Origin of the sequence: Aeromonas sp. MR16, from assembly GCF_022549315.1 — a bacterium.
Classification (GTDB): domain Bacteria; phylum Pseudomonadota; class Gammaproteobacteria; order Enterobacterales; family Aeromonadaceae; genus Aeromonas; species Aeromonas aquatica.
In genome coordinates, this window is record NZ_JAKZFK010000012.1 from 13,466 (window position 1) to 36,229 (window position 22,764).

Genomic DNA, 22,764 nt, shown 5'->3' on the forward strand with positions numbered 1-22,764 from the left:
TGATCCGGGTCATAATCAGCGCCAAACCCCCTGTACAGGATTTCCCATGCGTCGTTTCAACTTCATGCTCAATGGCAGCCGGTTGATGATGTTCCCCTTTTATGTCTGCATCCTGGTCTGCGTCGCCCTGCTGATGGTGAAGTTTGCCATGCAGCTCTATGTGTTGTGCCGCGACATCATCGAGATCCACTACATGGACCTCATCACCGGGGTACTGACTCTGGTGGACTTCGTGCTGGTGGCACAGATGCTGATCCTGGTGGCCATCTGCGGCTATGTGCAATTTATCCAGACCCAAGAGCAGCGCGAGGCGCTCGGCAACAACTGGCTCAGCAAGATCAACTTCGCCTCCCTGAAACTCATCGTCATCAACTCCCTGGTGACCATCGCCGGCATCGAGGTGCTCAAGGCCTTCCTGGATGACGGGGTCGGCAACGAGGTGGAGATGAAGTGGTCGGTGATCGTGTTCCTCGCCTTCTCGCTGGCGGCGCTCATCTATGCGATCACCGAACGGCTGGCGGATCACAAATAGCGCCCCCTTTTGTTCAGGGCCTATTCATCGGCAGCGGAATTGATAACTCTTTTCATTGCGGTTACCCCATTGTAAACTTGCTCCCCCGGACGGAATGCCCGGGCGTTGGAGCCTGTATGACAAGCCTTTCTCTCTCAGCACGACACTTCTGGCGATGGCTGGCCTACCACCATCAAGCCGCCGAAGGCAGCCTCTACCTGATGTTCTTCTCCGGTCTGCTGCTGTGGGAGCCGCTGACCCCGTTCTGGTCCCTGGCACGCTGGAACCTGTTCCTTCACGTCATGCTGTCGCTGTCCCTGTTCCCACTGCTGTTTGGCGCCTTCTGGCTCTCTCATCGCCGCCTGCTGCGCCACAGCCACAAGCCGTTCTTGCGCACCACGGGCCAGATCATCGAGGCCCTGTTGCTGGTCTGCCTCGGCAGCGGCCTAGTGCTCGTCCTGCACGGCACCCCCGGCGACAGGCTAGGCGCGCTGGCGAGCTGGGCACACTGGCTCAGCTCCTTGGCGCTCACCCCTCTGGTACTGCGCCATGCCTGGCGCTGGACCATTCTCAAATGGTCTTCCTGATCCCATGTTGAAGTTGCTCTTATCCTGCCTGCTCATCGCTCTCTCGCTGCTGGGATCGGCCCAGGCCCAGCAGATGAGCTCGGCCCTGATCCCCTATGAGGATGCCAAGGCTCCGCGTCTCGTCACCGCCAACCAGAGCGCAGGCTCGGTAACCCTGCTTGAGCGCGGCAGCGGCAAACGGCTCAAGGAGGTGGCCTTCGGCGGCGATCTGCGCCAGCTAGCCCGCAGCGACGATGGCACCCTGCTGGTGACCGACTACAGCAGCGATCGCCTGCTGCTGCTGGATGACGATCTCGATGTGAAGAAAGCCATTCCCACCGGCCACAGACCCTATGGCGTCATCTTTGATCCCAAGCGGGGCTGGTTCTGGGTCAGCCTGTTCGAAGCGGCGCGGCTGCAGGCCTATGACGTGGATGGTCGCCTCAAGCTGGATCTGCCCACCTGCGAGACCCCGCGCGGACTGGCCCTCACCGACGACGATCGCCTGCTGCTGACCCACGCCATGACGGGTCAGCTGGCCATCTACGACCTCGGCACACTCAAGGACACGGCAGATCAGGCGACCCTGGCCAACCCCAAGCTGATCACCCTGGCCGAGACTCACAGCGACACCCCGAGCGACTCCCAAGGACTGCCGCGCCAGCTCGATGGCATCAGCCTCTCCCCCGACGGCAGCGAGGCTTGGCTGCCTCATGTGCTCTGGAGCTTCGACCATCCCTTCCAGTTCCAGAGCACCGTCTTCCCGGCGGTCTCCATCATCGATCTCGACAGCGAGACGGAGCGGGTGGATGAGCGCAAGCAGCTGTTCTTGCAAATAAACCTGCCGAACGTCGGCAACCGCAGCCAGATCGTCTCCAACCCCTTCGCCGCCCGCTTCGCCGCCGACGGCAAACGGGTCTATCTGACCCTGGCGGGATCCGAAGATCTGCTGGTGTTCGACCTGTCCCGCAGCGGCAAACAGAACAACAACCGCCACAGGCGCAAGAAGTTCCAGGGCGGTGCCAAGGCGACTCAGTTGCTGCGTCACCTGCCGGGCCAGAACCCACGCGACCTGCTCATCGATGGCGACCACATACTGGTGCACAACGTCATGGGCCAGGATCTGACTCGCCTCGCCAGCGGCGGCTCCGGCCCCTTCGCCCGGGTGACTGTGGATGTCCCTCACTTCGCCAAGCTGGTGCAGGCCGATCCTCGTCCCGAGGCACTCAAGCGCGGTGAGCGGCTGTTCCATCTCGGCAATACCCTCGGCAACACCAGCGCCAATGGCCGCTTCCCCATGGCGGGGGACAACTGGATGAGCTGCAACTCCTGCCACCTTGACGGTTTCAACTTCACCAACCGCTTCCTGATGCAGGCTCATCGTCAGGCCAGCAAAGACAACGCCATCAATGGCCATGCCAACCTCACCAACATGGTGGCGGGGGATTTTGTCGGCGAATACCTGCGCATGACACAGCAGACCCAGGGCGGCATGGGCCATGACACCCGCGATGGCGCCGAGGCGGTTGACCCCGCCAAGCCCAAGCCCGAGGTCAAGGCTATGATGGAGGACTTGCACGCCTTCGTGACGGCCGATGGCAACCTGCCCTATCTCGCCAACTGGCTGCGGCTCGATGCCCCGCGCACGGATCCCGCCAAGGCCCCCACCAGCCATCCGAAGGAGTGGCTCAGCTCAGCCTCCTGCCAGAACTGCCACCAACAGGCCTTCAAGGACTGGAGCGACAGCAACCATCGGCTGATGGGCAACTCCCACCCCTACTACAAGGCGGTGCAGGCGCTGGCCAGACAGACCGAAGGGGAAGCCTTCGGCCAGTGGTGCCAGGGCTGCCACATGCCCCAGCAGGTGATGACGGGCCAGACCGACTTGCCCAAGGGCTCCCATATGCTGGAGCGGGGTGGCGCCTCCCTCATCAAAGCCCATCAGGCGGGTGAGCCCGTGGTCGAGGAAGGCACCAGCTGCCTGCTGTGCCATCGCATCACCCGGCTCGAAGACGCCGGCGGCAACAGCGCCTTCACCGTCAACCTCAAGGACAGGGAGAGCTACGTGTTCGAGGATGCCCCCGGCGGCAGCGCTCGCCACTGGCTGGCGGAGCGGCAGATCAACGCGCGCCCCGCCATGCACAAGGCCTCCTACCAGCAGGACTTCTATCAAGACGCGGCCCTGTGCAAGTCCTGCCACAACGAGTTTGCCCCAGGCACCGGCGCCAATATCGTCAACACCTGGGATGAGTGGCAGAACTCCAGTTTTGCCACGGCAGAGGATCCCGCCAAGCGCCGCGGCTGCATCGACTGCCATATGAACCCGGAGCCCGGCAACGGCGGCGCCCCGGTCGCGGGCCAGTCCACCGAGAACGGCCCCGTGAAGGAGCGCCTCTATCGCCACAATTTTACCGGCGCCCAGCACCAGCTGGTGGGGCTGCGCAACCCAGAACTCGAGCAAGAGAGTCTGGCGCTGCTGCGCTCCAGCGCCGCCCTGTCCGCCCGTATCAAAGAAAATGCGGGGCAACCGAACCTGGTGGTGCGCGTCACCAACGTCGGCGCCGGCCATGCCCTGCCCACCGGGGTCGCGGATTTTCGTGAGCTCTGGCTGGAGCTGGCACTCACCGATGCCGAGGGCAAAATAGTGCTGCGCAGCGGCCAGCCGGTGAATGGTGCCGTGCCGGAGGATGCCCGGCTGTTCCGCAAGGTGTTTGGCGATGCCGAGGGCAAGCCGCTGGGGCTCAAATTCTGGCGCTACGAGAAGCTCCTGGAAGACACCCGCATCCCGGCCGATGGCTGGCGTGACGAGGCCTGGCCGCTGCCCGCCGATGCCAAGGGGCCCTTTAGCGCCGACATCAAACTCAATTTCCGTACCTATCCCAAGTGGGTCAACGACATAGTGCGTGCCAGCGAGCCGCAACTGCCGGAGCCCCCCATAGTGCTACTCAACCGGCTACAGCTGTCCCTGCTGCAGCCGACCCCACCCGCCCCTGACACGGAGCATGAACGCTGATGTTTGCAAGTTTTCTCATTACCCTGCGCGAGGGGCTGGAAGCCTTTCTGCTGGTGGGCATCTGCCTCTCCTACCTCGCCAAGCTGGGGGCAAGCCGCTACAACAAGTTCATCTACCTGGGGGTGGGGCTGGGGCTGATTGCCTCCCTGGCGGTGGCCTTCCTGTTCCAGGTGGTGGTCAGCCAGTTCGAGAGCGAGCGCTACAACCACCTGCTGATGGCGGGGATCCTGATCTTCGCCACCCTGGTGCTCACCTACATGGCGGTCTGGATGCAGAAGCAGGCCAAGTCCCAGGTGGGGGCCATGACGGCGCGCATCGATGCGGCCATCGACGGGGGCAACCTCTTTGGTCTGGTGCTGCTCGCCTTCCTGGCGGTGATGCGCGAGGGCTTCGAGACGGTGCTGTTCTTCTCGGCCCTGGTCTACTCCGGGCAAGGGGTGGATCTGCACGAGGGGCTGATGGGGGCGCTGGCGGGGCTGCTGGTCTCTGTTGTGCTGGTGTGGGGGCTGCTGCGCTCCACCCGCAAGGTGGCGCTGGCCCCCTTCTTCCGCTGGACCGGCCTGCTGATCATCATCATAGCCGCCGGCCTGTTGTCGTCCGCCGTCAACATGCTGCAGGCGGCCGGGGTCATCACCCTCTGGACCACGCCGGTGTTCAACATCAGCCATATCCTCGACGACAGGGGCGTATTCGGCACCTTCCTGCGGGCGCTGTTCGGCTACAATGCCTCCCCGGCCGGCCTGCAACTCGCTACCTGGCTGGCCTACCTGGCGGTCTTCGTGACCATCTGGTATCGCAACTACAAGCCCAAGCAGGTCGAAGCCAACAAGGCGTGAGCCACCTTTTTCAGTAGCGGGGCCTGCGGGCCCCTTTTCTCCTTTTTCGTGAACAGCGGTGGATAGAGAGTGACAGGCGATAACAACAATAAAAAAATTGCGGTGCTTGGGGCCGGCCCCGCCGGTCTGATGGCGGCCTGGCGCCTGCGCCAGGCGGGCTTTGCGGTCACCCTGTTCGAGCAGGAGAGCGTGGTGGGGGGCATGTGCGCCACCCAGCGCTTCACGGGCAAGGATGGGGACTACCGCTTCGACTACGGTGGCCACCGCTTCATCACCAAGAACCCGGAGCTGCTCGCCTTCATCGATGAGCTGATGGGGGAGGATCTGCTGCACGCTGAGCGCAAGAGCGTCATTCGCTTCGCGGGGCGCACCTACGACTACCCCCTCAATCTGCCGAACCTGCTCAAGACGGCGCCGCTCTCCCTGATGGCGGGGGCACTCAAGGACTTGCTGCTGCTCCCCTTCGCGAGCAAGCCCACCGATTTCGCCAAGGCGAGCTTCGCCGAGTGGATCCAGAGCCACTTCGGCCGCACCCTCTATCGCCAGTTCTTCGAGGGCTACACCGGCAAGCTGTGGGGTATCAACCCGGACCGGCTCTCCGCCGACTGGGCGGGTCAGCGCATCAGCCTCATCGATCTCAAGGACGTGGCCCGTCGCCTGCTGCCAAGGCGCAAGGGCAACACCTCGGTGCGCACCTATGCCCGCAAGTATCGTTATCCAAAGTATGGCTTCGGCCAGATCTTCACCACGCTGGGGGAGCGGCTGGTGGCGGAAGGTGTCGAACTCAGAACAGGGGCCACCATCAGCCGGTTGACTCAAGCCGATGGCCGCATCGAGCGGGTCGAGTGGCAGCAAGAGGGCGTGGTGCAGAGTGAGGCCTTCGATCAGGTGATCTCCACCCTGCCCCTGCCGCTCACCTGCCAGCATCTGGGGCTGCCCTGCGACCTGTACTATCGCGCCCTGCGCTTTATCAACATGCCGCTCAATCAGGAGAACCTGTCGGACAACACCTGGCAGTACCTCTCGGATCCGCACATCCTCGCCACCCGGTTGCAGGAGCCGCGCCGCCGCAGCCCCTTTATGGCGCCTGAGGGGAAAACTTCGGTGATGCTGGAAGTCCCCTGCAATCCCGGGGATGAGACCTGGCAGGCGCCGCTGGCCACCCTGCGCGAGCGAGTCAGCCAGGATCTGGCGAGCCTGGGGGTCGATACCTGCAAGCTCGGGGAGGAAACCTTCGAGGCGCGCAGCGAGCATGCCTATCCGCTGATGGATCTCGGTTATCAAGGGCGACGGGACGCGGCTATCCAGCTGCTGATGCCCATTGACAACCTCATCATGAGCGGGCGTCAGGGCACCTTCCGTTACATCTTCACCGACACCGCCATGGAGATGGGGCTGATGGCCGCCGACATGGTGATCGACGGGGTAGACAGACGGCACGCCATCTATAACCATCGCAATGAAAACACCGTGATCGAAACCCAGAGCGTGGCCTGAGGGCCGCCTTATGGGCATAACAAGGAGAACAGGATGACCATACGCCACGGCTTGATCGCCCTCGCCCTGCTGACGGGCCCGCTGCTGACCCTCAGCGGACAGGCGCAGGCTTACTCCTACGCCGCTGCAGGCAAGGAGCCGTTGATCGACGCCCGCGAGGCGCTGCTCGGCGCCGCCAGCGAAGGCCAAGATGCCAGCGCCACCTTGAGCGAGATTGCGGACGAACTGACCTATCTGGAAGAGCACCACAAGGTGACACTGCAAGCGCCCCTGGCTGCCGCCATCAAGGGAAAAGATGCTGCCGCGACCGCGGCCCTGCTCAACCGCGCCTACAAGGCCGAGATCGAGCGCCGCCTCGAGGGGGCCGGGCAGAACCTCGGGGACTACCAAACCGCCAAGGTGCTGGTGGTCAAGAGCAAGCGCTTCCTCGATCTGATCCTCCCCTCCCTCGGCGAAGGGGATCGCAAGGCGGCCGAACAGGCGCTGGCCAAGGTGCTGGATGCTATCGGCAACCCCGGCGTGTTCGGGGTGGGTGCCAAGGTCGCCGACGAGCAGGCGTTCAAGGCCGCCGAGCAGGATCTGATGGCCGTGCTGGCCCCGCTCTGATCGCCTCAGCCGAGTGATGCCCCCCCTCATCCCCAGCCCTTCTCCCACCAGGGGAGAAGGGAGCTACTCTCGACAACCGGCTAGAGCCTGCCTGCCCATCTGGCTGCTGCTTCTGCTGCAAGGGGTCTGGATGGGCTGGCTCTTCGCCTTCCCCGTGGCACTCGATTCCGACGATGCCCTGAACTTCGCTCACGGGGTCGCGCGCTTCAGCGTGCTCGAATTCTCCCCCCACTTCCCCGGCTATCCCGCCTTTATCTGGTTCGCTCGCCTGATCCATCTGGTGGCCCCGGATCCCGCCAGCGCGGTGCAGTGGGCCAGCCTGCTCGGCAGCAGCCTGTTGCCCCCCTTGAGTGCCTTGCTGGCGGTGCGACTGTGGCAGCGATCCGAGCTGCTGGCGCCGGTCTGGCTAGGGACGATAGCGCTGCCGCTCACCCCCACCCTGGCACTCTCCGGCCTCTCGGACGGGCCGGCGCTGGCCGCCTGGCTCGGCGCCCTGCTGGCCCTGCACTCTTCGTCATCGGCGGCATCCGCCTCTTCGCCACGCTCTTCACGCCGGCTGGCCCTGGCGGGTCTGCTGCTGGGTCTCCTGCTGGCCCTGCGCCCCTCCTACTTCGTGCTGGCCCTGCTGCCGCTCTGGCAAGGCTGGCAGCACAAAGGGCAGAGGCTGCACTTCGCCGCCCCCATCGCCCTGGTGGGGCTCGCCTGCCTGCTGTTCGTCTGGCAGGCGGATGGCTGGGCCTATTTTGCCGAGGGGCGGCGCTTCACCGACGGCCACTTCCACCTCTGGGGCAACACGGCGGCGGCCCATGGCTCTCGGCTGCTGAGTTGGGGCCAGACCCTGAATGCCCAGCTCAGCCCACTGTGGCCCTTGCTGCTATGGCCCCTCTGGCGAGGTGCGCGGCGGCTGGCTATAGGGGGTGACAGGAGCTGGGGGATCGGCTGGCTGGCCCTGCTGCTCTGGACCCTGCTCGGCCAGAACCCGGACAATCCCCGCCACCTGGCCCCGCTGGTGTATCTGGGCTTGATCCTGCTGGCCGGTTGGCTGCCTGCGGCAAGGTCCGTCGTGATGGCTGCCATGCTGGGGGCCCTGGCGCTACTGGGCAGCACCCTGATCCCCCCCGGCTTACCGGCCATGAGCCAGGCCAGAGAGGTGGCCGAACAACGCTGTCCGGCGCTGGTGACTCAGTGGGGCGTGCGCCTGCTGCGCGAATCCAGCCCGCTGCCCGTCACCGATGGCTGGTATCAGGGTGACGCGCGGCTGGCGCTCACCCAGGGAGCCTGCCGCCTCAGCCGCCGCCCCCTCGATGCCGGCGACTTGCCAGGCCCCTATCAGGCGGTCTGGTTTGCGCCCCGTTTTCGCGCCGAGCCCGGCCTCTGGCTCGCCCTACCCCGTTGATATTCTGGCCTTAGTTCGCCATATGGTTTCCATTGGCACCAGATATACTCGCTGACTCGACTACACTCACTGCGCACAGAGGCTGCAGGGGATAGGAGATGAAGGGAGGCAAGGCGGGGTATCTCGCGCCGCTGGTACTGACCATGGCCTGCGCGCTGCTGTTGTTGCCAGCCTGGCTGCAAGGCGGGACCCAGGGACACGATCTGTTCCACCATCTGCTCTCCGGCCACTACTTTGCCCAGCAGCTGTGGCAGGGGGATCTCTACCCGCGCTGGCTGATGGGGATGAACGGTGGCTTTGGCAGCCCCACCTTCTTCTTCTATCCCCCGCTGCCCTACTATGTCAGCGCCCTCTTCGCCGGTCCCGGCGCCCTCCCTCAGCAGGCCGTCTATCCCCTGCTCGCCAGCGCCAGCCTGGGGTTGTGGCTCTCCGGCCTGCTCGCCTATCTCTGGCTGCGCGGCTTCTCCCCCCCAGGACGGGCCCTGACCGTCAGCCTGCTCTACCTCGCCCTGCCCTATCACCTGGCCATGGATTTCTACGCCCGCTTCGCGCTGGCCGAATTCTGGGCCTTCGCCTGGGCACCGCTGATCCTGCTGGCCCAGGATCTCGCCACTCGCCGCCAGCGTCATGGCCTGCCCCTGCTGGCCTTGAGCGTGGCGCTGCTGGCCTACTCCCACCTGCCCAGCCTGTTGCTGATGCTGGGCCTCATCAGCCTGCGCGCCCTGTGGCAAGCTAAACGCGCGCGCACCTGGCGTCCCTGCTGGCTCACCCTGGGGGCCCAGGGGCTGGGGCTCTGCATGGCGGCCGCCCTGCTGCTGCCCGCCCTGAGCGATCAGAACGCCATCTCCATGGAGCTGATGCGCGGCGGCATGTTCGACTATCGGCGCAATTTCCTCGACCGCCTGCCCGGCGGCTGGGGCGACTGGCGCTTTCGCGCCCATCTGACCTGGCAGAGCCTGTTGACCCTGGCCCTGCTGTTGACCGCCTGGGCCGCCAGCCGCGAGCCGCGCCACCCCGAACTGCTGTGCTGGGGGACCATCGGCGTGCTCGCCTTCCTGATGATGCTGCCCCTGAGCCAGCCGCTCTGGAGCCTGCTGCCCCCGCTGCAGCGAGTGCAATTCCCCTGGCGACTCAACCTCATCCTCGCCCTGGCCACGGTCGCGGTGGTGGCGCTCGGCACCCCGGTCCATAAACCCTGGCAGTGGCTCTGGTGGGGGCTCTTGCTGCTGACCCTGATCTCCTCCCTCGCCTACATCCACTCCTCCCCCCTCACCCAGGCGCCGACCAGAGCGGCCATCGCCAGCGAATTCGACAGCAAGCGCAGCGCCCGGGAATACCGACCCAGACAGGTGCCAAGTGGCATGTTCGCCCCGACCCTGCTCGCCTGGAAAGAGGAGTTCCAGCCCCCCGTCAGCGCCGATCCCCCGATCGCAAGCTGGACGGTGCAAGGCTGGCAACCCCGACAACTGATGCTCGAGGTGACGGCCAGCGCCCCCACCCGGCTGGTCCTGCACCAGTACGATTACCCCGGCTGGCAGGCCTGGCTCGATGAGAGCCTGCTGCTGACGGTGAGCGCCAATCGGCAGGGGCTGCTGCAGGTCTGGGTGCCGGCCGGCAGCCACAGCCTCAGCGTGCGGCTAATGGCCCGCTGGCCCGAGCGGGTGGGCAACGGGCTGACACTGCTGGGCTGGCTGATCTGGCTCGGGCTCGCATGCTGTCGCCAACGATCACCGCTAGAACGCTGATTTACCAGCAGATCAGACCTCCTGGCACCGTGCGTGATAGTCCAGCCGGCGCGGCACAAAGCTGATAAACTTCAACACTATTGCGCACTCCCCATTCGCTCACGATCGGATACTCTATGCCTCAGTCCATAGCCCTCTCCCCTCGCTTCCTGTTTATTCTGCTCGGTGCCCTGGCGGGTCTGACACCGCTGGCGGTCGACATGTACCTGCCCGCCATCCCGGCCATCGCCCGGGACTTGGCCACCAGCATCGACGGCGCTCAGCTCACCATCAGCGCCTTCCTCGGCGGCTTCGCCATCGGTCAGCTGTTCTACGGTCCCCTGGCCGACAGCTACGGCCGCAAGCCGGTGATCCTGGCGGGTCTCTCCATGTTTGCCATCGCCTCGGTCGGCTGCGCCATGGCGGAGTCGCTACCGGAGCTGCTGGCCTGGCGCATGGTGCAAGCCGCTGGGGGAGCTGCCGGCTCAGTGGTGGTCAATGCCCTGCTGCGAGACATGTTCGAGAAGGATGCGTTCTCCCGCGCCATGTCCTTCGTCATCCTGGTGATGACACTGGCGCCGCTGGTGGCCCCGGTGGTGGGCGGCTACATCAGCGCCCACAGCAACTGGCGAGTGATCTTCTGGCTGCTGGTGGGCATCAGCCTGCTCATCTGCGTGGTGATGCAGTGGAAGATCCAGGAGACACTCAAACCCGAACACCGGCAACCCCTCAAGCTCGGCCAGGTGCTGCGCAACTATTGGGGCGTGCTCTCCCACCGTGGCGCCATGGGCTATGTGCTGTGCGGTGCCCTGTCCAGCTCCGGCATGTTCGCCTTCCTGAGCGCCTCCCCCTACGTCTACATCGAGTATTTCAAGGTGCCGACCGAGCACTACGGTTGGCTGTTTGGCCTCAACATACTGCTGATGATGGTGGTCACCTTCGTCAACAGCCGGCTGGTGAAGGGAGTGGGCGCCGAGCGCATGCTGCAATACGGCCTGACTGTGCTGCCGCTGGCCGGCGCCCTGCTCATCTACAACGCCTGGAGCCAGACTGGCGGCCTCTGGGGCATCGTCATCCCGGTGGTGCTCTTCGTCGGTCACATCAGCCTGGTGGGGGCCAACGCCATGACGGGTCTGATGGGCCACTTCCCCCAGTCGGCGGGCACCGCCGCGGCCCTGGCGGGTACATTGCGCTTTGGCGTCGGCGCCCTGGTCGGCATCCTGGTCAACCTCAATCCGCCCCAGTCCCCGCTGCCCATGGCCATCGCCATCGCCAGCTGCGGCTTTGGCTCGGCGCTGAGCTACTGGCTGCTGACCAGCAAGCGCGCCGCGACGGCCTGATGACCGGGTTCGGCCTTCCTGAAACGAAAAAGCCCTGTCCACCGGACAGGGCTTTTTACATCGTACGGCATCGGCGAGGGTGCTATTGATCGGCCTCCAGGCCGCTGCGTACCAGGATCTCGCTCTCGAATCCATCCAGGCTCAGCTGGTTCTTCTTGCGCCAGTAGGCCTCGATGCCCTCCTGGCCCTGGCGCGTCGACCAGTTGGCGAGATCCTCTCTGTCCCCCTGATAGTCGTACAGGGGCACCGCCATGCCGCAGGAGGTCTGCACCCGCTCTATGTCGAGCAGGAAGATCTGGCGGGCCGCTACGCTGGCCGGGAAGCGCGCCATGGCCGCCTCCCAGCCCGGGTCGCCGCGGTGCAACACCCGTGCCTGGCCATAGGCCCGCAGTATCATGGGCGCCCCCTCGAAGGCGCAGAACATCACCGTCATGCGCGAGTTCAGCAACACATGGGCCGCCGACTCGTTGCCACTGCCGGTCAGGTTGAGCCAGGCCAGGGTATGGGCATCGAGAATGCGCAACGAATCCCCGCCCTTGGGGGAGAGGTTGACCGTGCCCTCGCCCGCCGCCGTGCCGACGAAATAGATCTGCTGTGCCTCGATAAAGGCGATATGAGGTGGCGAGAGCGCCTCGAATAACTGTCCCATCTTCCTTCCCCTTTTCCTCTCCATGCGCCTCAGAGCAGTGCGCTATTGAGCCACAGATGTGCCCCTATGCTGACCATATAACCAAGCAGAATGGCGGGCAACCACTTGAGGTGGCCGAAGAAGGTGTACATGCCGCGGGCCTGCCCCATCAGGGCCACCCCGGCGGCGGAGCCGATGGAGAGCAGGCTGCCCCCCACTCCAGCGGTCAGGGTCACCAGCAGCCACTGCCCCGTCGCCATCGCCGGATCCATCGACAGCACGGCGAACATCACCGGGATGTTGTCGATGACGGAGGAGAGCAGGCCGATGGCGACGTTGGCCCGGGTCGGGTCACCCCCCGCGTAGAGGAATTGGGAGGCCAGCTCGAGATAGCCCATGAAGCCGAGCCCGCCGACGCACATCACCACCCCGTAGAAGAACAGCAGGGTGTCCCACTCGGCCCTGGCGATCTGGCTGAACACGTCGAACGGCACTGCGCTATCCAGCCGCTGCAGCCGCACCTTGTCGCCGCTGCGCTCATAGAGGGCGCGCTTGCGGGCCAGGGAGCGAGCCAGGGTCTTGCGCAGGTAGAAGCCGAAAAATTGCAGATAGCCCAGCCCCAGCATCATGCCGAGCACCGGGGGCAGCTGCAGAAAGTGCTGGCAGGCGACCGCGGTCACTATGGTGAGGATGAACAGCAGCACTATGACACCGGCGCCGCGCTTGAGCTCCACCTCTTCCTCCTGCACCTGGGGGGCGTGACGCGGCACCATCAGGCTCATCAGCAGGGCCGGCACCAGGAAGTTGAGCAGGGAGGGGATGAAGAGCGCGAAGAACTGGCCAAACTGCACCTTGCCCGCCTGCCACACCATTAGGGTGGTGATGTCGCCAAAGGGGCTGAAGGCGCCGCCGGCATTGGCCGCCACTGTGATGTTGATGCAGGAGAGGTTGACGAAGCGGCGATCCCCCCCCGCCACCTTGAGCACCACGCTGCACATCAAGAGCGCCGTGGTCATGTTGTCCGCCACCGGCGAGATGAAGAAGGCCAAGATACCCGTGAGCCAGAACAGGGTGCGCAGGCTATAACCCGAGCGCACCAGGGCGGCGCGCAGGGCATCGAACAGCCGCCGCTCCTCCATGGCGTTGATATAGGTCATGGCCACCAGCAGGAACAGCAGCAGCTCGGCATATTCCAGCAGGTTGTGACGAAATCCGTCGTGAGCCAGGGTGCCGAGCCCCTGCTCGGCATAGACGATGCCAATCACTATCCAGATGATGCCGGCCGCGATCAGCACCGGCTTGGACTTGCGCAGCTGCAGGGACTCCTCGGCCATCACCAGGCCATAGGCGAACACGAAGAGGACGAGGGCGAACCCGCCCGCCCCGCTGTGGGTCAGGGGAATGGCGCCGCCCTCGGCCAGGACGGGGCCGCAAAACAGGCAGAGCCCGGACAAGGGGGCAAGGCGTGAGGATCCAGACATGAGTGCGCGTCTCTTGAGAACTGTCTGGCATTGAGGCTAGCAGCGGACAGGGAAGTCACCCTCATCCCTATCCGCAGGATCGAGCCGCCCGCCTCGACCGGGCGGCGTGGCTCACTCAAGGGGTGTCAGGGGGATTTTTTGCCAAAACCGGACTGCTTGAGGGTGTAGCCGGCGCTGTTTTGCCAGGCGTCCAGACCGCTTCTGTTGTTGCCCGCCACCAGACTGGCGGCGAGGCTAGGGCTGTTGAACAACTGATCGGCGATGAACACGAAGCCCCCCTCGGCACGGGGGCCGATTACCCCCTTGCTCAACAGTTCCTGGCGCAGCTCGATCACCGCCTCGCGCAGGGAGGCTGCATCCTCACCGTTGGCGGTGGATCCCGCCTGCACCATGAAGCCGGGGTTTTGCCGTTTGCCGACCGGATAGCCATGGGCCTCGGCGCCCTTGCCGTTGAAGTGGTAGAGCTCGCGCTCCCCCGGCTTGTTGTCGGAGAGCGCCTTTTGCAGGGTCATCAGCTCGTTGTAGATGTCGATGGGAACCACGGCAGCCTGCTTGGTGCCCTTGCTGTCGATGATAAAACTGACTTGCTTGTGTAACATCCTTGCTCATCCTGCGACCCATGGAAGCCTCTATTCTAACCACCTCTAGCGAGCGGGATCCAGCAAGGATCCTCATCCCTTTTGCAGCCGTGATCACTAACTGGCATAGTGAAAGCCATTGACCATCAACCGGTTATCCCATGCTGACCCTGCGCAATCTCAGTAAAGGCTTCCACAATGGCGGCGAGACGAGCCCCCTGTTCGAGGGGCTGGATCTCAGTCTCGGCGCGGGGGAAACCTGCTTATTGCTGGGGCAGAGCGGCTGTGGCAAGTCCACCCTGCTCAACCTGATCGCCGGGCTGATAGCGCCGGACAGTGGCGAGATCTGGCTCGGGGAGACCCGGCTCGACAGGCAATCCCAGGACGAGCTGGCCCGGCTGCGCGGCCGCCACTTTGGCATCGTCTATCAGGACTTCAACCTGCTGCCGACCCTGACCGTGGAAGAAAATCTCTGCCTGCCGCTGGAGATCAACGGCTTGCCCCGCGATCAGGCGACCCTGGATGCCCTGCTCGAGCGTTTGGGGATAGCGGACAAGCGCCACGCCTGGCCGGAGCAGCTCTCCGGCGGCCAGCGCCAGCGGGTCGCTCTGGCCCGGGCCCTCATTCACCGGCCCCAGTGGCTGCTCGCCGACGAGCCCACCGGCAGCCTCGACGAGCACAATGCAGCGCAAGTGATGGCGCTGATGATGGCGGCGGTCAGGGAGACGGGGGCGGGCCTGTTGCTGGTGAGCCACAACCCTAGCTATAGCGCCCTGGCGGACAGGGTGCTGCGCCTCGAAGGGGGGCAACTGGTCACGCTCAAGGGCCCTGCCCATGGCTGATCAGGCGGCAAATAGAGCGGCTGATCCCGCGCAAGGAGCCGTGCCTTGCTGCCGCTAAAGGCGCTGCTGCGTCTCTATCGCGCCCACCCCTGGCTGCTGTTGATGAGCCTGACCGGGCTGATGCTGGGGGTCTCCCTGGTGGTCGCCATCGATCTGCTCAACCACAGCGCCCAGACCAACTTCGTCGCCGCCCGCAGCCAGCTGGCAGGGGAGGCGAACTACCGGCTGGCGCCGAGCGGCGGCCTGGATGAGCGGCTCTACGTCAAGCTGGTGCGTAGCCAGCGCGCCCTCACCGCCCTGCCCCAGGTGCACGCCTGGCTCAAAGACGAGCAGGGCCGCAGCTTCCAGCTGCTCGGCATCGATCTCTTCAACCCCGGCCCCCTCGGGCCCCTGCTCGGCGAGATGAAGACAGGGGGTGACACCCACCTCGATCTGAGCCGGGCCGACGGCGTCTGGCTGGCCATCCCCGAGGCCGAGCGGCTCGGCTGGTCCGTCGGCCAGCACCGCGCCTTTATGCTGGGTGAGCGGTCACTCGCCCTGACGCTCGCGGGCACCTTCGAGCCCGGCGCCGTCCCCATGGAGCGGCTGCTGCTCACCGACTTGGGCATAGCCCAGCCCCTGCTCGGCAAGGACGGGCGGCTGGATCGCATCCTGTTCAAGCTGAGCGACGCCGAGGCCGCCGCGCTGCAGGCCACCCTGCAAGCCTATCTCCCCAATAAGCCCCTGTGGCTCGAACCCATCAGCCCGGCGCTCGATGCCAGCCTGCTCGGCGATGCCCTGGCCTTGAACCTCAGCGCCCTCTCCCTGCTCGCCATGGCGGTAGGGCTGTTTCTGGTATTCAACGCCCAGCGCTTCGTGCAGAGCGTGCGCCGTCCCCAGCTCGCCCAGCTCATCATCCTGGGCATGCCGCCGCGCCGGGTACTGAGCTGGCTGGGGCTGGAGCTGACGATCCTGGCCTCTGTCGGTACCCTGCTCGGCCTGCTGCTCGGGGTGCTGCTCGCCGCCGGGCTGATGGGGCAGCTGACCCAGGCGCTGGCGGATCTCTACGGCCCCAACCCCCTCGATCTGCTGCGCCTCTCCCCCGCAGGCCTGCTCAAGGCCGCCGCCATCGGCCTGCTCGGGACCCTGGCCGCCAACCTGCCCGGCTGGTGGCAGTTGCTGCGCCAGTCGCCGCTGCAACTGCGCGAGGGTGGCACCCGCCCCGACTCTCATCCGGGGCGCCGACGCCTGCTGGCCCTGGCCATACTGCTGCTGTGCGCCATTTGCCTGTGGCTGCCCCAGACCGGCCTGCCTGGCGCCCTGCTCATCGCCGGTGGCTGGCTGCTCGCCATGGCGCTCGCCCTGCCCGATGCCCTGCGCGCCCTGCTGGGGCGGCTGCGCGGGCACGGCCCCCTCAGCGTCCGACTCGGGGTGGCCGAAACCCAATACCATCTGGATCGCACCGCCATCGCCGTGATGGCGTTGCAGCTTGCCATAGCCGCGGCCATCGGCATCGGGGTCATGGTGTCGAGCTTTCGCTCGAGCGTGGAGATCTGGCTCGGCCAGCGGCTCGCCGCCGACCTCTATGTCAGCGCCCCCAAGGGGGTGGCAGGCAGCAGAGGCCAGCTGAGCGAGCAGACCCTGACCGCCATACTCGCCGAGCCGGACGTGCGTGCCGCCTCGCGCCGCGCCGTGCATCCCGCCCGCTGGCAGGGGCAGCCCATAGAGTGGGCGCAGATGGACTTTATCCCCGAGCTCAAGGCCGCCTACCCCTTGCTCGCCGGGCGCTGGCCCGCCACCCCCGACGAGGTGCTGGCGAGCGAGCCGCTCACTGTGCGCCTCGGAGTCAAAGTGGGTCAGACCCTCGAAGTAACGAGCGAAGGGGGGCCAAGGGCCCTCACCGTCACCGGCGTCTATCAGGATTACGGCAGCGACAAGGGGCAGATACTGCACGCCTTCGAAGGGGGCGCGGTGCAATCCCTCGCCCTCTTCAGCACGGACCCCGAGGGCCTAAGCGATCGGCTGCGCGCCCGTTTTGGCGAGCGGGTGAACCTGCTGCCCGCCCCCGCCATCCACGCCGCGGCGCTTAAGGTGTTCGATCAGACCTTCGTGGTGACCGAGCTGCTGAAACTGCTGATCCTCGGCATCGCCTTTGTCGGCATCGGCTCCGCCTTTATGGTGCTGGGGCTGGCCAGACGCGGGGAGTTGCAGACACTGCAGAGCCTTGGGATTGGCCCCCGCCACTGCCGCCGCCTGCTGGTGTGGCAAGGGGCGGGATTGGGGCTGCTCACGGCGCTCCTGGCCCTGCCGGTGGGCTATGGCCTCGCCTGGGTGCTGATTGAGGTGGTCAACCCCCGCGCCTTTGGCTGGCGCCTCGCCTTCGAGGCCGCCCCCTTGCACGCCGTCACGGCGCTCTTGCTCGCCCCCCTGTGCGGAGCGCTCGCCTCCTGGTATGCCGCAAGGAGAGTGGTATGAAATTGAGTTGGAAGTGGCCTCTGATGATTGCCTGTATCCTCCATGGCGCTGCGGTCGGTGCCAGCGATCTGGGCACCCTGCTCGGGGGCGGCAGCGATCAGTTCAAGAAGGCCTTGCCGGGCCAGCCCATCCGCTTGCCCGCCGATCACGGCTCCCACCCGGACTACAGATCCGAGTGGTGGTATCTCACCGGCAACCTGAAAGACGAGCAGGGGCGCGATTACGGCATCCAGTGGACCCTGTTTCGGCAAGGTATCGAGCAGCAGATAACATCGGACAACCCCTGGCTCAGCCCCCAGCTCTGGCTGGCCCAGTTCGCCATCACGGATCTCGCCCGTGGCAGCCACCACCAGGATGAGCGCACCAGCCGCCAGGGGCCGGGGCTCGCCGGCGCCAGCGGCGGCGAATATTGGCTAAGAGAGTGGCGGCTTGCCTCTGAAGGGGAATCGCTCTTTCCCGCCACCTTGAAGGTGCAGAGCAAGATGGGTGAGCTGAACCTCAAGGTGAGCGCCGCCAAGCCTGTGGTGCTGCAAGGCAAAGCGGGTTACAGCGAGAAGAGCCCGGGCAACGCCTCCTTCTACTACTCCTACCCGCGCCTGACACTTAGCGGCACTTTGACCCTGGAGGGGGAGACCCGCACCGTCACGGGCCAGGGGTGGTTTGATCACGAGTGGAGCAGCTCGGTATTGGCCCAGTGGCAATCGGGCTGGGACTGGTTCTCCCTGCAACTTGCCGATGGCCGCGAGCTGATGCTGTTTCGCCTGCGCACCAAGGAAGGTCGTCCCGAACCGGAGAACCGCTACGGCATACTGATCGAGCGCGATGGCAGCAGCCGAGTGCTGCCCCCGGAATCCATTGTCCTCACCCCCGGTAAAACCTGGCGAGGCCCCAAGGGGCAAGACTACCCCGTCGAGTGGCAGCTTAAGGCTGGAGATCTGAACCTTACCATCCGTGCCCGCCAACCCAATCAGGCCATGACGGGGCGTTTTGACTATTGGGAGGGAGCCGTGACTGTGGAGGGAGATGCCCAAGGGCTGGGCTATCTGGAGATGACGGGGTATTAAGCCCCCAGTTTATGGCCGCGTCCCCTGCTACCACTTTCTTGTTCACCAGCCCCAACTATCTTGGTAGACCTCCGTCAAAATCTGACCGACATCAAGATTTCATTCAAATCCCACGAGTTAGCTGCGCTTTCACTCAACAAGGCTGGCCTGCATTTGATACCATGCTCGTCTGGCACTCATAGCCGCCAAAGCGGCCCAGGAACACCTATGATAACCTCTCTTCAATCTGGTTAGACGCAGTACTCAGGGAGTTGAAACCCCATGCGGTAGCTATACCGAGAATGTGAGGTGAAATCAGCCAACTAGATAAATATCACCCTCTTCCCGAAGAAAGCACTTTAAAATTACTAATTACCAACCTCTTTTATCATCATGCAAGTACTCATGTGAGGATATTGTGGAACTAAGATTAATTCCAGCAGCCGTAATATTCACAGGCTCATATTTACCTTTGAGCATGATACTTTTATCCCAAGATTTTAAATATGAAATGATGGGACTTGATTTTTGTTCAGAACCCTTTGGTCAGTTAGAAAAATGCGCAATCCCTTTTGCAAATCCTGCATTATCTATTGGCTTCTTTCTCCTATGCTTAGCATGCTTTATTGTTACAATAATCACCCTTAGAATAAAAACCCCCTCGCAGAGAATACTGATAAAGGAAGTTAAGCATATACCAACCGATCTAATGAACTATGTATTACCCTACGTTGTATCCTTTATGAGCATTCAGTATTCAGAAATTAGTAAATTTATTGGGTTTATTGTTTTTCTTTTCTGGTTGTTTTGGCTGTCATATAAGTCAGGGCAAATTATACTTAACCCAATACTCATTGCTCTTGGGTGGAAACTATACGAAATAAAGTACAGTTTTGTCGGTAGCCCTAACGACTTAGTAGCTAAGTCATTAGGACGAACAGAATTTGAACCAAATAAGTTTTATGAGATAGAAACAATTCAAGATATAATTATCAAAAAGGAATAGATTGTGGCAAACATTGAAGATTTACATAATTTTGACATTCAAAACTCTCAAGTTAATTTATGGGTTTTTAAAAAATCAACCTCTGGAAATCCACCACAGTATAAAGTCAGCAGTTATTGGGTTAGCTTAAGTAATGATGTAATTCAGAAACTAAAAGACACAGCAGTACAGTGTCGCGCAGCTATGACTGAAACCATAGAATATAGTTTGCTAGCTCAAAATAATGAAGGTAGTGCATTATTAATTCCAGCCATTGAAACACACGCAGATAAGATCATATCGGAGTCATTAGATCAGACACCGGCAAAACAGGTTAAAAAAATAACTCGAATGCAAAATGCGGCTTTTTATGCAGTTAAAATTTCCTGTGCCACAGGAAATTTGTATTGTGTAAAAAAATCTGATGACTCTTGGAAAACAAAGAAACGCACTGGGAGCATTAACACTCTTTTTAAAGCTAACATCCTAGAAATTGATGACTCGCCAACTTTCAATCTAGCCAAAAACTTTGATTTTTTTATTTTAGATGACCATATATTCATTTCCAACAAACGTTTTTTTGAATCCATTCTTAATTACAAAGAAGCTCATACTACAGATTTCTCAGAGTTATTTTTAGAACCTGACTTTAAAAAAATCTTCACCGAATTAGAAGTAATGAAAACGTACATTGGAAATAATGCAATCCAGCTTCGCAGAACCTCCTCTATTCGCCAAAAAGGAAATTATCTAGATCCAGTTTTCATGCAGAATCTAAGAGCTGAGCATGCTAATTTTGGATTAAAAATAATCTTCGACAAGGATGGAAAAATATCACCTACTATTGAAACATGCCCAGATATATTCAAAGCATTGTTAGACCATAGATTGAAGTCACATTTTTCAGGGAGAATTTACGATGTCCAAAGCACGGAAAATATTATTCCAACTCCCTAGGGTCGTAGGTGGAATTATTGTACTTCGCTTTGCTCTGCCCAACCGACCCAATTAAATGAGCTACGCCACTACAGTTTGACTGGATATAAACGCCAGCGACTGCCGATTGAAATGCTCCGGCTGCTCCACATTGCAGACGTGGCCGCAGTTTTCGATGATCTCGAGCTGGCTGTAGGGGTCGCGGGCCACCTGCTCGCGCACCGGGGCGAGGAACATATGATCCTCCTCCCCCATCACATAGAGGGTCGGGATCGGCAAGGCGCGCTCCTTGAAGTAGCGCATCAGGGGGTTGACCTCGGTGGCGAGGCGGAACCAGCGTTTGAACTCCTTCTGGCACAATTTCCGGGCCTCGCGCACGAAGAGGTTGCGGGACTCCTGATGGTGCTGGCGCGGCATGATGATGAAGGCGAACAAGCGGTAGAGCCACATGTAGGGCAGTATGTGCTGGCCGACCCGGCCAAGCTGCACCAGCACCCGGGAGCGGATGTCGAGGCGCAGTATGGCGCCGCCGAGCACCATGCTCTTGACCCGCTCCGGGCAGAGTTCCGCCAGGCTGCGAATGAGGATGGTACCCAGCGAGATGCCGACAAAATGCGCGCGGGGAATGCGCAGATGATCCATCAGCCGCACTATGTCCTCGGTCACGGCCCTGAAACTGTAGTGACCCTTGACCACCTGTTGCAGCTGGTTGGACTGGCCGTGGCCGCGCAGGTCCAGCAGCAGCACGTTGAAGTGCTCCCGATAGGCGCGCAGCTGCTTGAACCAGATGGAGGAGCTGCCGCCGGCGCCATGCACGAACACCACCCAATCCCGCTCGGGGCCAAGCTCAAAGGTCTTGTGGTACAACATCTTATGGGCTCTCTGGGGGTTGGGGGATATACTCGGCAGGCATATTAACAGAAGGGGCGCCCCGCTGAATATGCTGCCACCCATCATCGGACCAGCATGGAGTCCTGTATGAGCCTTGCATCGTTACGTGAATTTCTGCTAAGCCAGCCCGGCGCCACCGAAGATACGCCCTTTGGCCCCGAGTTCCTGGTCTATCGCATCGCCGGCAAGATGTTCGCGCTGGTGAACTGGCAGGCAGCGCCGCTGACCATCAACCTCAAATGCGAGCCGGAACTGGCGCTGCTGCTGCGGGAGATCCACCCCGAAGTGAAACCCGGCTGGCACATGAACAAGCAGCACTGGAATACGGTCACGCTAGGCGAGAGCCTCGACGCCGAGCTCTGGCAGGGCTGGATTGAGCATTCCTATCAGCGGGTGGTGGCGGGTTTGCCCAAAGCCAAGCGGCCCCAGGCACCGACCTCATGAATCAGGGCAGTATGAACAAGATGCCAACCCCGCTCAATCCAGCGTTTGTCCGCATAGTGGCGCTCAATGAGCAGCATATCCCGCTGCTGTGCGCCCTGTTCGAACAATCGGTGCGCCGCCTCGGCCCCGAACACTACAGCCCGGAGCAGGTCGAGCAGTGGGCGCTGGGCGCCCGCCATCCCGGCCTTGCCAGCCAACTGCGGGAACACCACGGCTGGGTGATTGAACTGGCGGAGGAAAAAGACGAAGTACAGATGACGGGACTGGATGCGGAGCAAGCCAGACCCCTTGGCTTTGTCACCTTAAGTGATAACGGCCACCTCAGCCTGCTCTATGTGAGCCCGGACTATCAGCGCCAGGGGCTCGGCAGCCGCCTGCTCGAGACCGCGCTGCAGGCTGCCCGTCGACTCGGCCTGCGCACCCTCACCACGGAAGCCAGCGCCTTTAGCCATCCGCTGTTTCTGCGCCACGGCTTCGAGCTGGCCGGATTGGAAACCGTGGAGCGCGGCGGGGTCAGTTTTATCCGCCACCGCCTCCACTGCCGCTTGCCAAGCTAGGGCCAGCCACTAAAATACCCCCAGTTTTCCCATAGCAATCAATGAAGGCAGCCATCATGGTGGTAGAGAGCGAAGGTTATATCGCGCTGGTAGAGTATCTGGTCGAGAGTCTGGGACTGTTCGAGAGCCAGCAGCAGGGCACGGGCAACCAGACCATCGAGGATCTGGTGAGCGGTCGGGTGGCCGACAACCTGATGGCCATCTGCGAGCAGAACCCCCAGCTCGATCCCAAGGTACGCTTCATGATCATGCAGGAAGCCGACGCCGTGGTGGCCGATCTGGAAGAGGTGCTCTCCGCCGTCTGGCTGCGCGCGCCGACCCCGCCACAGCAGGACTTCCTCAATGAATTCATCGATCTCATCAAGAACCTGTTCGACAGCACCATCGGCTAGGCCGCGCGCTTAAGACGCCCTCTCCCGCACATTCCCACCCTGGC

Annotated in this window: 21 protein-coding genes; 17 read left to right on the top strand and 4 right to left on the bottom strand. The window is 62.5% G+C overall.

Annotated elements, in window-relative coordinates:
• Positions 1-46: 46 nt before the first annotated feature.
• The 9 genes from MM194_RS10870 to MM194_RS10910 all read left to right on the top strand — a co-directional run bounded on the left by MM194_RS10870 (position 47) and on the right by MM194_RS10910 (position 11,489).
• Positions 47-532 carry a YqhA family protein gene (locus MM194_RS10870; protein WP_033130768.1) on the top strand — a complete coding sequence of 162 codons (486 nt, stop codon included), beginning with the start codon at positions 47-49 and terminating at the stop codon, positions 530-532.
• A 116-nt stretch (positions 533-648) separates the two neighbouring features.
• Positions 649-1,098: a hypothetical protein gene (locus MM194_RS10875; RefSeq protein ID WP_033130767.1), complete on the top strand. Its 450-nt coding sequence runs from the start codon at positions 649-651 to the stop codon at positions 1,096-1,098.
• A gap of 4 nt (positions 1,099-1,102) precedes the next feature.
• The gene (locus tag MM194_RS10880; RefSeq protein ID WP_241343581.1) at positions 1,103-4,090 is read left to right on the top strand and encodes a hypothetical protein; all 2,988 of its coding nucleotides are present in this window, start codon (positions 1,103-1,105) and stop codon (positions 4,088-4,090) included.
• On the top strand, positions 4,090-4,926 hold the full coding sequence (locus tag MM194_RS10885) for an FTR1 family protein (RefSeq protein ID WP_033130765.1): 837 nt from the start codon (positions 4,090-4,092) through the stop codon (positions 4,924-4,926). The genes MM194_RS10880 and MM194_RS10885 overlap by 1 nt, the downstream gene beginning before the upstream one ends.
• Positions 4,927-4,995: 69 nt before the next feature.
• Positions 4,996-6,423, top strand: a complete 1,428-nt coding sequence (locus tag MM194_RS10890; RefSeq protein WP_033130764.1) for an FAD-dependent oxidoreductase — start codon at positions 4,996-4,998, stop codon at positions 6,421-6,423.
• 33 nt (positions 6,424-6,456) lie between these two features.
• Entirely contained in the window at positions 6,457-7,029 is a 573-nt protein-coding gene (locus tag MM194_RS10895) for a hypothetical protein (RefSeq protein WP_033130763.1), read from the top strand.
• Positions 7,030-7,132: 103 nt separating this feature from the next.
• On the top strand, positions 7,133-8,425 hold the full coding sequence (locus tag MM194_RS10900; protein WP_033130780.1) for a hypothetical protein: 1,293 nt from the start codon (positions 7,133-7,135) through the stop codon (positions 8,423-8,425).
• A 98-nt stretch (positions 8,426-8,523) separates the two neighbouring features.
• Entirely contained in the window at positions 8,524-10,170 is a 1,647-nt protein-coding gene (locus tag MM194_RS10905; RefSeq protein ID WP_241343582.1) for a hypothetical protein, read from the top strand.
• Positions 10,171-10,286: 116 nt separating this feature from the next.
• Positions 10,287-11,489 (top strand): Bcr/CflA family multidrug efflux MFS transporter, encoded by a 1,203-nt coding sequence (locus MM194_RS10910; protein ID WP_241343583.1) that lies wholly within the window; start codon positions 10,287-10,289, stop codon positions 11,487-11,489.
• Positions 11,490-11,571: 82 nt separating this feature from the next.
• Here the strand turns inward: MM194_RS10910 and MM194_RS10915 are convergent, their stop codons facing one another.
• The 3 genes from MM194_RS10915 to MM194_RS10925 form a co-directional block, all read right to left on the bottom strand.
• Positions 11,572-12,138 carry a pyridoxamine 5'-phosphate oxidase family protein gene (locus tag MM194_RS10915; protein ID WP_241343584.1) on the bottom strand — a complete coding sequence of 189 codons (567 nt, stop codon included), beginning with the start codon at positions 12,136-12,138 and terminating at the stop codon, positions 11,572-11,574.
• Positions 12,139-12,167: 29 nt separating this feature from the next.
• Complete coding sequence (gene nhaD, locus MM194_RS10920; RefSeq protein ID WP_241343585.1) at positions 12,168-13,598, bottom strand: sodium:proton antiporter NhaD; 1,431 nt, start codon at positions 13,596-13,598, stop codon at positions 12,168-12,170.
• Positions 13,599-13,723: 125 nt separating this feature from the next.
• A complete protein-coding gene (locus MM194_RS10925; RefSeq protein ID WP_033130758.1) occupies positions 13,724-14,197 on the bottom strand; it encodes a DUF4357 domain-containing protein in 474 nt (157 codons plus the stop codon).
• Between the two features lie 140 nt (positions 14,198-14,337).
• Between MM194_RS10925 and MM194_RS10930 the strand changes: the two genes are divergently transcribed.
• From MM194_RS10930 to MM194_RS22035, 5 genes are all read left to right on the top strand, one after another.
• The gene (locus MM194_RS10930; protein WP_241343586.1) at positions 14,338-15,018 is read left to right on the top strand and encodes an ABC transporter ATP-binding protein; all 681 of its coding nucleotides are present in this window, start codon (positions 14,338-14,340) and stop codon (positions 15,016-15,018) included.
• Positions 15,019-15,063: 45 nt separating this feature from the next.
• Positions 15,064-17,472, top strand: a complete 2,409-nt coding sequence (locus MM194_RS10935; protein ID WP_241343587.1) for an FtsX-like permease family protein — start codon at positions 15,064-15,066, stop codon at positions 17,470-17,472.
• Positions 17,473-17,495: 23 nt separating this feature from the next.
• Positions 17,496-18,536 carry a lipocalin-like domain-containing protein gene (locus tag MM194_RS10940; RefSeq protein ID WP_241343624.1) on the top strand — a complete coding sequence of 347 codons (1,041 nt, stop codon included), beginning with the start codon at positions 17,496-17,498 and terminating at the stop codon, positions 18,534-18,536.
• A gap of 397 nt (positions 18,537-18,933) precedes the next feature.
• Positions 18,934-19,521: a hypothetical protein gene (locus MM194_RS10945; protein ID WP_241343588.1), complete on the top strand. Its 588-nt coding sequence runs from the start codon at positions 18,934-18,936 to the stop codon at positions 19,519-19,521.
• 3 nt (positions 19,522-19,524) lie between these two features.
• A complete protein-coding gene (locus MM194_RS22035) occupies positions 19,525-20,457 on the top strand; it encodes a Kiwa anti-phage protein KwaB-like domain-containing protein (protein WP_241343589.1) in 933 nt (310 codons plus the stop codon).
• A 60-nt stretch (positions 20,458-20,517) separates the two neighbouring features.
• On the opposite strand, the gene MM194_RS10955 is transcribed toward MM194_RS22035, so the two are convergent.
• Positions 20,518-21,306: an alpha/beta hydrolase gene (locus tag MM194_RS10955; protein ID WP_241343590.1), complete on the bottom strand. Its 789-nt coding sequence runs from the start codon at positions 21,304-21,306 to the stop codon at positions 20,518-20,520.
• Between the two features lie 108 nt (positions 21,307-21,414).
• Here MM194_RS10955 and MM194_RS10960 point away from each other — a divergent pair, with 108 nt between their 5' ends.
• Genes MM194_RS10960 through MM194_RS10970 form a run of 3 tightly spaced genes read left to right on the top strand, consistent with a single transcriptional unit; the run spans position 21,415 to position 22,720 of the window.
• Positions 21,415-21,771 carry an MmcQ/YjbR family DNA-binding protein gene (locus tag MM194_RS10960; protein ID WP_241343591.1) on the top strand — a complete coding sequence of 119 codons (357 nt, stop codon included), beginning with the start codon at positions 21,415-21,417 and terminating at the stop codon, positions 21,769-21,771.
• 20 nt (positions 21,772-21,791) lie between these two features.
• Complete coding sequence (locus MM194_RS10965; protein ID WP_241343625.1) at positions 21,792-22,328, top strand: GNAT family N-acetyltransferase; 537 nt, start codon at positions 21,792-21,794, stop codon at positions 22,326-22,328.
• Positions 22,329-22,384: 56 nt separating this feature from the next.
• Entirely contained in the window at positions 22,385-22,720 is a 336-nt protein-coding gene (locus MM194_RS10970) for a DUF3802 family protein (protein ID WP_033129826.1), read from the top strand.
• Positions 22,721-22,764: the final 44 nt, after the last annotated feature.

Bases quoted from the DNA above. Each gene is read 5' to 3' on its own strand.
- MM194_RS10870 (WP_033130768.1), top strand. From the start codon at position 47: ATGCGTCGTTTCAACTTCATGCTCAATGGCAGCCGGTTGATGATGTTC.
- MM194_RS10875 (WP_033130767.1), top strand. From the start codon at position 649: ATGACAAGCCTTTCTCTCTCAGCACGACACTTCTGGCGATGGCTGGCC.
- MM194_RS10880 (WP_241343581.1), top strand. From the start codon at position 1,103: ATGTTGAAGTTGCTCTTATCCTGCCTGCTCATCGCTCTCTCGCTGCTG.
- MM194_RS10885 (WP_033130765.1), top strand. From the start codon at position 4,090: ATGTTTGCAAGTTTTCTCATTACCCTGCGCGAGGGGCTGGAAGCCTTT.
- MM194_RS10895 (WP_033130763.1), top strand. From the start codon at position 6,457: ATGACCATACGCCACGGCTTGATCGCCCTCGCCCTGCTGACGGGCCCG.
- MM194_RS10905 (WP_241343582.1), top strand. From the start codon at position 8,524: ATGAAGGGAGGCAAGGCGGGGTATCTCGCGCCGCTGGTACTGACCATG.
- MM194_RS10910 (WP_241343583.1), top strand. From the start codon at position 10,287: ATGCCTCAGTCCATAGCCCTCTCCCCTCGCTTCCTGTTTATTCTGCTC.
- MM194_RS10915 (WP_241343584.1), bottom strand. From the start codon at position 12,138: ATGGGACAGTTATTCGAGGCGCTCTCGCCACCTCATATCGCCTTTATC.
- nhaD (WP_241343585.1), bottom strand. From the start codon at position 13,598: ATGTCTGGATCCTCACGCCTTGCCCCCTTGTCCGGGCTCTGCCTGTTT.
- MM194_RS10925 (WP_033130758.1), bottom strand. From the start codon at position 14,197: ATGTTACACAAGCAAGTCAGTTTTATCATCGACAGCAAGGGCACCAAG.
- MM194_RS10930 (WP_241343586.1), top strand. From the start codon at position 14,338: ATGCTGACCCTGCGCAATCTCAGTAAAGGCTTCCACAATGGCGGCGAG.
- MM194_RS10940 (WP_241343624.1), top strand. From the start codon at position 17,496: ATGATTGCCTGTATCCTCCATGGCGCTGCGGTCGGTGCCAGCGATCTG.
- MM194_RS10955 (WP_241343590.1), bottom strand. From the start codon at position 21,306: ATGTTGTACCACAAGACCTTTGAGCTTGGCCCCGAGCGGGATTGGGTG.
- MM194_RS10960 (WP_241343591.1), top strand. From the start codon at position 21,415: ATGAGCCTTGCATCGTTACGTGAATTTCTGCTAAGCCAGCCCGGCGCC.
- MM194_RS10965 (WP_241343625.1), top strand. From the start codon at position 21,792: ATGCCAACCCCGCTCAATCCAGCGTTTGTCCGCATAGTGGCGCTCAAT.
- MM194_RS10970 (WP_033129826.1), top strand. From the start codon at position 22,385: ATGGTGGTAGAGAGCGAAGGTTATATCGCGCTGGTAGAGTATCTGGTC.